Source organism: Sivoneniella epilithica UHCC 1019 (assembly GCF_040830845.1).
GTDB lineage: Bacteria > Cyanobacteriota > Cyanobacteriia > Leptolyngbyales > Leptolyngbyaceae > ULC077BIN1.
Genome location: NZ_JBFPDP010000089.1, coordinates 1 through 7,754 on the forward strand (window position 1 = coordinate 1; position 7,754 = coordinate 7,754).

Below are 7,754 nucleotides of genomic sequence, written 5' to 3' on the forward strand. Positions count from 1 at the left end.
CATTCAATTCGGTTGCTACTTCACTACCTCAAATTTGGTGATGTGCCTGTCCCTCAGTAAATCATATTCTCATTCAGCAACGCCTCCTTTTACAGCAATCTGGAGCCTACATGATGGAACTTCCCCTAGAGAGAATCATTCCGCTACTCCTCGCTTTCGTAGTGGCAGCCTTAGTAGTTCAAGGTTTAACAGTTGCTACCCGTGACCTCCCGAAATCAACGTTGGGAATTTTGGGGTTTCTCTGTTTCCCTGGCTTTTTCGGGACGATCGCGCTGATTGTGTTGACGGAACCGCCTTTTTCAACCACGATCACACCGCTGAAAGTGCTTGCCCTGATTTGGGTTGCGGCTGGAAATGAGTTCTTCAAACGATCTGAGCCAGATGTTTAATCTACCCAATTTAATCTGCTCAAACAATAGCAGCATCTTTTTCCTTGCAATCCATTTAATGTTGGAGATCGGGCGATGTTGTTAGGTGACGCGATGTGCAACCAAGGAGATTTCTGACAAAGAAACTACCCAAGGGTAAAATGCTTTCAGTCGTTCCAACAAGTAAGGAATTGGAGAGTTGGAAAGCTTTACTCAACCCGAAACGCACCTTAGCTCATCACAAATCGCCGATCTTTGTTTGGCAGCATCCAAACTGCGTGGAGTCGAACGGCGCAGTGTTCAAGCCGAGATGACGCTGAAATACTGCAAAGGCAGTGCTCGATTGGCGGAGCGAGTGTTCGGATGGGGTCGCGAGAGCGTAGAAGTTGGACTGGCAGAAAAGCGAACTGGAATCGTTTGTATGGGCGCACAAGCAGGGTATGGGGGTACGAAACGCTGGGAAGAGCGGCAACCGGAAGCCGCCACTGCTCTACGAGAGCTAGCCGAGGCTCATGCTCAACAAGACCCAACGTTTGAAAGTTCGATTGCTGATACCCGCTTAACTGCCCAAGAAGCGCTTGCTCAATTGCAGCAACAGGGATTTGTCCGAGAGCAATTGCCTGCGCCCAGCACAATGGCTGTGATTCTCAATCGAATGGGTTATCGACTGCAAGCGGTCGTCAAAGCCAAACCGCAAAAAAACTTCCCGAAACGAATGCGATTTTTGCCAACATCAAAGCCAAAGACTGCAAGTCAGGCGATGGCAGCGTCAAACGAGTGAGCATCGATTGCAAAGCCACCGTCAACATCGGTGACTATTCTCGTGGCGGTCAAACCAGAGGCGACAATCAGGCGAGTGACCATGATTTAGGCTGCAAGGAGAAGTACATTCCTTGTGGTCTGGTGGATGAGGATAGTGGGCAATTGTCCATCTATTTTGGGAGTTCCTATAAAACTAGCGATTTTATCGTCGATACTCTCCAAGCTTGGTGGACAGACTTGAGTTCGGTGCAACAAGCCCAAACAACACTGCTCCAACTCAAAGTCGATAATGGACCGGAAAGTAGTGGCGTTCGCACTCAATTTCTCAAGCGTATGGTGGAGTTCTGTGACCAAATCGGCAAGCCGATTCAACTGCTTTACTATCCGCCTCATCACAGCAAGTACAATCCCATTGAGCTATGTTGGGGGATATTGGAACAACACTGGAATGGGACTCAACTGGAAGATGTCAACACCATGCTGCGATGGGTAAAGAGTATGACTTGGAAAGGAATTCATCCGATTGTCGTGTTAAATCAACGCACCTATTCAAAGGGAATCTCACTCTCAAAGACGGCAATGCGTGAGGTTGAAAATCGTTTGCAGCGCAATCCAGATTTACCCAAATGGGACATCCTGATTCGCCCTACTGGCGGGTAGATTTGTTCCTAGAAATCTCCTTAAGCCTCTATTTTCTCCTTACAATACCTTTGTACCTTCGCAGTTCAATCCAATAGATAAATGGCTTGCTCGCAATGCAATAGCGCGGAATAAATTAGTCTGTGCTTTATTCAGATGCATTAGTTGTCATAGCTTCTGGTCAGGAAGTTGACAGTCAAGGAAGGATGAGTGGCACTTTTGATGCTGCTAAGAGTGCAATAGCGATGAACATACCTGTTTTTGTGCTTTCTCCTCAATGCTTTGCTCAACCTCCTGCTGGAAATTCTGACTTAATCCAGCTTGGTTGTCATGAAATTTCATCAGAAAATGGCATCCAGCAAATTCTTTTAGGGCTGAAGCGTGAATCGATTAACAAAGATAAACAGTTAAGTAAAGATGTGGTTCAACTAGAGCTTCTCCCGTTAGCCTAACGCCATCTAATAACTCAGTTAAAATGGACTAACAAGCAAATCTTAGGGGTGCAAAGGTTTTTGTAGCCGCTCAGCCGGAACGTCATTGAGGCTAATAGAAGCTATTGTAGCTGGTCACCTATAGCGGTTCAGTAGAAGTTGGCGAAGTTTCTGGTGCGGCGGTATTCTGATTTCGCCGGGCGGCTTCTAGAGAAACTTCGCTATTTTTACGATAGGTGACTACTCGATCTTGAGCCGTTTTGTAGCGATTATCAGTGCTAGGCACGGTTGCCATTAAGTCTGAGGCTTTTTGCCATTGAGCAGCTAAGCTAAGCCATTCTGCTGAAGATTTTGCGGATTGACTCGCTTGAGAGGTGCTTTCTGCTAGGCGCACGGCTTCAGCAAAAGCATCGGCGGCGCGAGAATTGTTGATAGGAGCAGTTGAGGACTTCGTTTGAGATGCGGTATTAGATTGAGCAGAAGTTGGTTTGGTGGTTTCAGCTTGCAAGTTGGTTGCAGTAGATGTGCCAAAACGGTTATGAAAAACCCATCCACCTGCTAGCAATAGACAACTGACGATCGCGCCTCCAATCACGCCCCGGCGAAACTGACTTTGTTCTCGATGTTTGCTGAGCCTTGGTTTCACTACAGAGGCTTTTGTCACATCAGATTTTGCCTGTGCTGCACTGCGATCGCTCCAATCATCCGACCATTGCTTCAATAGATTGGGTTTCTTTAAAAGAATTTCTTCCGACCACAACACTTGTTTAACGGGATCTCGGCTAATCTCCTCTAGCCAAAGTAACTGCTGTTCGCGGACAATCCGGCTGTTAATGTTGACTCGACGAATGTTGCGCGGCGCGATTTCCTCCAAAATTTGCCGAATTCGTTCCACCAGCGGGGTTTGATCCAACTGTTCTAGCGTCACCCCTTCACACAAGAGTTGCAGGATGCCATCGGCAAAAATAGCGCGGGTTCGCACCCCAGAATCTGCCAGTTTTTCATTCAGCACTTGAATAATGGCTGCAACGCTTCCCTGCCTTGCCTGTTTGAAAATGTCGTTCGCCTCATTTGTCATGGCTCATCCGTGGCAGATAACTACTGAATTAATGCTTTACTTGAACGGGTGCCTGCTCCGTAATCGGGTTATTGAGCCGATTGGTTAGGAATTAGCTAAAGGGAATTGCAAACGCAAACCTTACCGAAATTGTAATCGCGATCGTATCCCACATAACATATTTCGCAATCGATATTATTTGGTGTGAATACGATAACTCAAGTTGGTCAAAATGCAATGCTAACTTTGTAAATGCTGACAGTCATTGAATCGATAAACTTGCCAAAGATCGGTATTAAACCGGTTTTGGTCGGTACGCTCCCAGCGATCGCGATCAATCCAAAATTCAAATAGGGCAGTATTGTGGGCACGTAGCCGCCATGAGCGATCGCTGCCCATCAGTTCCGCAATTAAGTGTTGCAAAATCCAGCTATGAGTCATGATCCAGAGGTGATCGCCATTCCGATGCTGCTGTAACAAAGTCTGGATAAATCGCCGCGATCGCGATCGGGCAGCTTCTAGCGACTCCGCCCCCGGAATCAAAATCCAATCCGGCGAATTTTCCAGCCTATGGCAAAGATCGGGATATCGACTGACTGCCTCCGCCCATGTCAACCCCTCAAAAATGCCGTTTTGAAACTCTTTGAGTTCATCCGCAAGCCGAACCGGAATTTTGCGGCTAACTCCCTCCGCACCCTCACCCGCCATCGCCGTTGCATCAATTAAATCACTCACCGCCGCCGGAAGTGGCGCAGTCAAAAAGTAATCCACCAAAATCTGGGTCGTCTGTGCGGCTCGCGTCAGCGGACTGGTGTAAACCTGGGAAGGGTGCCATCCCTCGGTCAGCAATCGTCGCGCCAGTTTTTCTGCCTGCTGTCTGCCCACCTCAGAAAGCGCAAACTCTCCATGCCCCTGCATTCGTTTTTCTTGGTTGCCAACCGATTGAGCATGACGAATAAACAGCAGTTTCATCACTCCATGCATAAGCACGTCCTACAAATTCCACAGTCTTTTAGTCTATCGCCCCTAGGATTTGCCTAGAGAAAAGGGAGGCGGGGAAGTTTTGAGTTTTGAGTTGGGGACTATACTTCAGACTCTAAATCCTAAACCCTGCTCTATGTGCGATCGCTGTTTATTTTACGCGATGTGCAACTAGAATTAGTCTGACACAAACTGCTCGAACTGCAACGGGAGAAGGTTGTGACGATTGAGCCATCGACAGACAGTGTGAGCTAGCAGCTTGCGATTGAGCCGACTGGTCAAGTGCCACAGATCGCGTGTCCACACTTTTTCAATTGAGAATCGTTCGACAAGCTGCCCAATCACGGTTTCAATGAGTCGTCGCACCCGCATGAGTAGTTTGACCCAAGCGGGGTTTCGCTGATCGGACATATTAGAACACAACGCCGTTTCTAGTTGAATGCCGACCGTTTGGAGTTGATGCTGGAGTGGCTGCGAAAGATACCCTTTGTCACCAATCAAAAGACCGCGAACCGTGCGCACGATGTCCCAGAGCGCTTCTCGCTCACTGCCATTGTCTGGAGTCAGAGTAAAGCCGGTAATCACCCCGGTGGCACTAATGAGCAAATGACCATGAAACCCATAGTAAGTCTGCTTTTTTGCCGCGCAGTAGCCATAGGCTGCGTCTCCTTTGAAACTTTGACATCGCGGTGCCCGACTAAAGCCGCACAAAGGGATGGGGATGCCATCGACGAGGTGGACTGCTTCGGCAAATGCACCGAGTTGGGCGGCTAACCGTTGCTGGAGCCGTGCCTTGTATGCCACAATTTCCATCGTCAGCACTTCTTGCTCGAATCGGTTGCCCTTGGGGTACCTCCTTAAGCAAGTCATCTACACAGCAAAAAACAGCGATGATAAACTCTTCAATAGTAAACATCAGTCCCACTCCAGCTAGATAGGTTGTACTTCTAGCATTGTCCAGTGGGACTTTTCTTGCAAGAACTTAGTTGCACATCGCGTATTGTTCCCTATTCCCTATTCCCTGTTCCCTGTCCCTATTCCTTACCTATCGCCTAATCCTCAACACATAGGGCGCTGTTCGGTTTTTAGCATAGGAACTGACCCAAATTTCATACTTACCCGCTAACCATTGTCCGGTTACACCCGGATTCTTGCCCACAAAATCATCGTTACACCAAACGCCACCCGGTCCTCGAATCGCTAGGGCAGTATCCTCTGAGCTTTCTACCAAAATTCTGAGCGACTCAGTAAATCCTTTTAAGACAATCGTGTGCGACGGTGCAGAATTGGCAAAGCCTGTACAAAGTCCTGTGGGAGTGGCTGCTCGTCCGGTAATTTCATTGACTGGCGTAGCGCCGCCCGTTGTGCCACGCAGTTCAACAGGAGAAAATTGGGGGCTAAGATTGACGCTGGCAGGCTGCGATTGGGCAATGTAAGCCCAGACATTCAGCGTCGCAGCAACAGATGCGATCGCCACTATGATCCTTTTCCACTTGGGTCGATTGAACTCTGGTCGATTGAAATTGATTCCGGTTGCCATGGTTCACGCTCGTTCAACTGCTGACTCTTGATGACGATAACGCCAAATTAGAGTTCCTTAGTTTGCAATCTCTAATGCGGCTTGCAGGCGCTCGCCATCCCACCCCCGCTGATGCAGCAGTAGCCAAGACTGAATCAAATCAGGTCCCTTCGTTTCCCCCGTGAGCGCAACCCGCAAAATTGGCTTCAGTTGCCCTTCTTTACGCTCCAAATCTTTGGCGACCTGCTTAATGATCTCCGGCGCGTTTGTTTCCGTCAGGGGGGAATGGTTGGGAATCGCCGCCGCAATGCCTTTAATCACATCAGCGCAGCCGACCTGCTGCAATTTCTTTGCGCCCTCTTCATTAATCGGGGCAGCGGCAATAAACAGATAGCGCGTCATGGCGATCGCATCATCTAACCGGGTGAGGCTGGCACCAATTAATGCGGTAACTTGCTCCAACCAAGGGCGTTCCCCAGCCCAATCGAATTCATAGCCCGCCCCTTGCCAGTAGGGAATGAGCAAATCGGTTAACTCAGCAGCAGGCATGGCGTGTAGATATTGGCTGTTGAGCCAGTTGAGCTTGTCCCAATCGAATTTGGCTCCGGCTTTGTTGACGCGATCGAAGCTGAAATTTTTAGCAGCCTCTTCTAGGGTAAAAATCTCTTGGGTTGAATCAGGTGGCGACCAGCCCAACAGAGTCATGTAGTTGACCAATCCAGGAGCGACATATCCCATTTTTTGAAAATCTGAAATGGAAGTAACGCCATCTCGCTTGGAAAGCTTCGCGCCCTGCTCATTCAAAATCAATGGCGTGTGCCCAAATTCTGGCACTGTCGCACCCAGGGCTTCATACAGCAGAATTTGCTTGGGCGTATTGCCGATGTGGTCTTCGCCGCGAATCACATGAGAGATCGCCATATCAATGTCATCGACGACAACAACGAAGTTATAGAGAGGCTGCCCAATGCTCGTGGCAGAAGCGGCACGGGCAATTACCATGTCGCCACCCAGATCTTGTCCTTTCCAGGTGATGGTATCGCGTACTAAATCGTTCCAGGTGATTTCGCGATCGCCCTCAATCTTGAACCGAATCACCGCTGTCCGCCCTTCAGCTTCGTAATCCGCCTGTTGCTCTGCCGTTAAATCTCGATGGCGATTATCATAGCGGGGTGCTTCACTGTTTGCCTTCTGAGCTTCTCGCATGGCATCCAATTCTTCGGGGGTGTCATAGGCGCGATATGCCAACCCTTTATCCAGCAATTCTTGAATTTTCTGACCATACAATTCCAGCCGCTGACTCTGGAAAAAAGGACCTTCATCCCAGTTCAATCCTAACCACTGCAAGCCTGCCATGATGTTTTCGGTAAACTCCGGCTTGGAGCGCTCCAGATCGGTGTCTTCAATCCGCAAGACAAAGGTGCCGCCGTGATGACGCGCAAACAACCAGTTGAAGACGGCAGTTCGAGCCGTGCCAATGTGAAGACTACCGGTGGGGCTTGGAGCAATACGAACGCGAACAGTCACAGCAAAACTCTCAAAAATTGTAATCTTCCTATGCTATCTGAACTTTGTAGCCCCGCACAGACTCTTCTGGTTCAGAAATGCTTTGGATTCTGAATGAAGTCGTTCCATACAGCAATCATGATGTCGGCGTTGCATAATGGAGCCATGAATTGAGGCTAAACCTAATGCAATGTCCTGAGTGTGATTCTAGTCATATCCGTAAGAACAGTAAGATGCGAGGTAAGCAAAATCACATCGGTGTCGATTGTCATCGCCAGTTTATTGATGTCTATACAGCCCCCAAAGGGTACTCCAATGAAATTAAAGCGACCTGCTTAAAATGTACGTCAACGGCATGGGGTTTAGAGGGATTGAGCGCGTCACAGGAGTCCATCACACGACTGTGATTCACTAGGTGAAGCAAGTGGGAGAACGGTTACCAGATGCTTACGACCCAGAAACGACTCCAGAGATAGGAGAACTCGACGAGC

At 48.8% G+C, this 7,754-nt stretch carries 6 protein-coding genes and 3 pseudogenes; 4 read left to right on the forward strand and 5 right to left on the reverse strand.

The genetic code is table 11. The features are described from left to right. Window positions 1-110 precede the first annotated feature (110 nt). The 3 genes and pseudogenes from AB3R30_RS26250 to AB3R30_RS26260 all read left to right on the forward strand — a co-directional run bounded on the left by AB3R30_RS26250 (window position 111) and on the right by AB3R30_RS26260 (window position 2,221). Window positions 111-389: a hypothetical protein gene (locus AB3R30_RS26250; protein WP_458652162.1), complete on the forward strand. Its 279-nt coding sequence runs from the start codon at window positions 111-113 to the stop codon at window positions 387-389. Window positions 390-789: 400 nt separating this feature from the next. Beyond that, window positions 790-1,790 (forward strand): annotated as a pseudogene (locus tag AB3R30_RS26255) (ISAzo13-like element transposase-related protein). A gap of 122 nt (window positions 1,791-1,912) precedes the next feature. Next, window positions 1,913-2,221, forward strand: a complete 309-nt coding sequence (locus AB3R30_RS26260; protein ID WP_458652163.1) for a hypothetical protein — start codon at window positions 1,913-1,915, stop codon at window positions 2,219-2,221. Between the two features lie 118 nt (window positions 2,222-2,339). Here the strand turns inward: AB3R30_RS26260 and AB3R30_RS26265 are convergent, their stop codons facing one another. The 5 genes and pseudogenes from AB3R30_RS26265 to gltX form a co-directional block, all read right to left on the reverse strand. Further along, the gene (locus AB3R30_RS26265) at window positions 2,340-3,278 is read right to left on the reverse strand and encodes a hypothetical protein (RefSeq protein WP_458652164.1); all 939 of its coding nucleotides are present in this window, start codon (window positions 3,276-3,278) and stop codon (window positions 2,340-2,342) included. A gap of 219 nt (window positions 3,279-3,497) precedes the next feature. Next, a complete protein-coding gene (locus AB3R30_RS26270) occupies window positions 3,498-4,241 on the reverse strand; it encodes a histidine phosphatase family protein (RefSeq protein ID WP_458652167.1) in 744 nt (247 codons plus the stop codon). Window positions 4,242-4,415: 174 nt separating this feature from the next. Beyond that, window positions 4,416-5,154 (reverse strand): annotated as a pseudogene (locus tag AB3R30_RS26275) (IS982 family transposase). A 129-nt stretch (window positions 5,155-5,283) separates the two neighbouring features. Then, on the reverse strand, window positions 5,284-5,778 hold the full coding sequence (locus tag AB3R30_RS26280; protein ID WP_458652165.1) for a hypothetical protein: 495 nt from the start codon (window positions 5,776-5,778) through the stop codon (window positions 5,284-5,286). 57 nt (window positions 5,779-5,835) lie between these two features. Continuing rightward, window positions 5,836-7,284 (reverse strand): glutamate--tRNA ligase, encoded by a 1,449-nt coding sequence (gene gltX / locus AB3R30_RS26285; protein WP_458652166.1) that lies wholly within the window; start codon window positions 7,282-7,284, stop codon window positions 5,836-5,838. Window positions 7,285-7,448: 164 nt separating this feature from the next. Here gltX and AB3R30_RS26290 point away from each other — a divergent pair. Continuing rightward, a pseudogene (locus AB3R30_RS26290) lies at window positions 7,449-7,754 on the forward strand (IS1/IS1595 family N-terminal zinc-binding domain-containing protein); the annotation flags it as partial.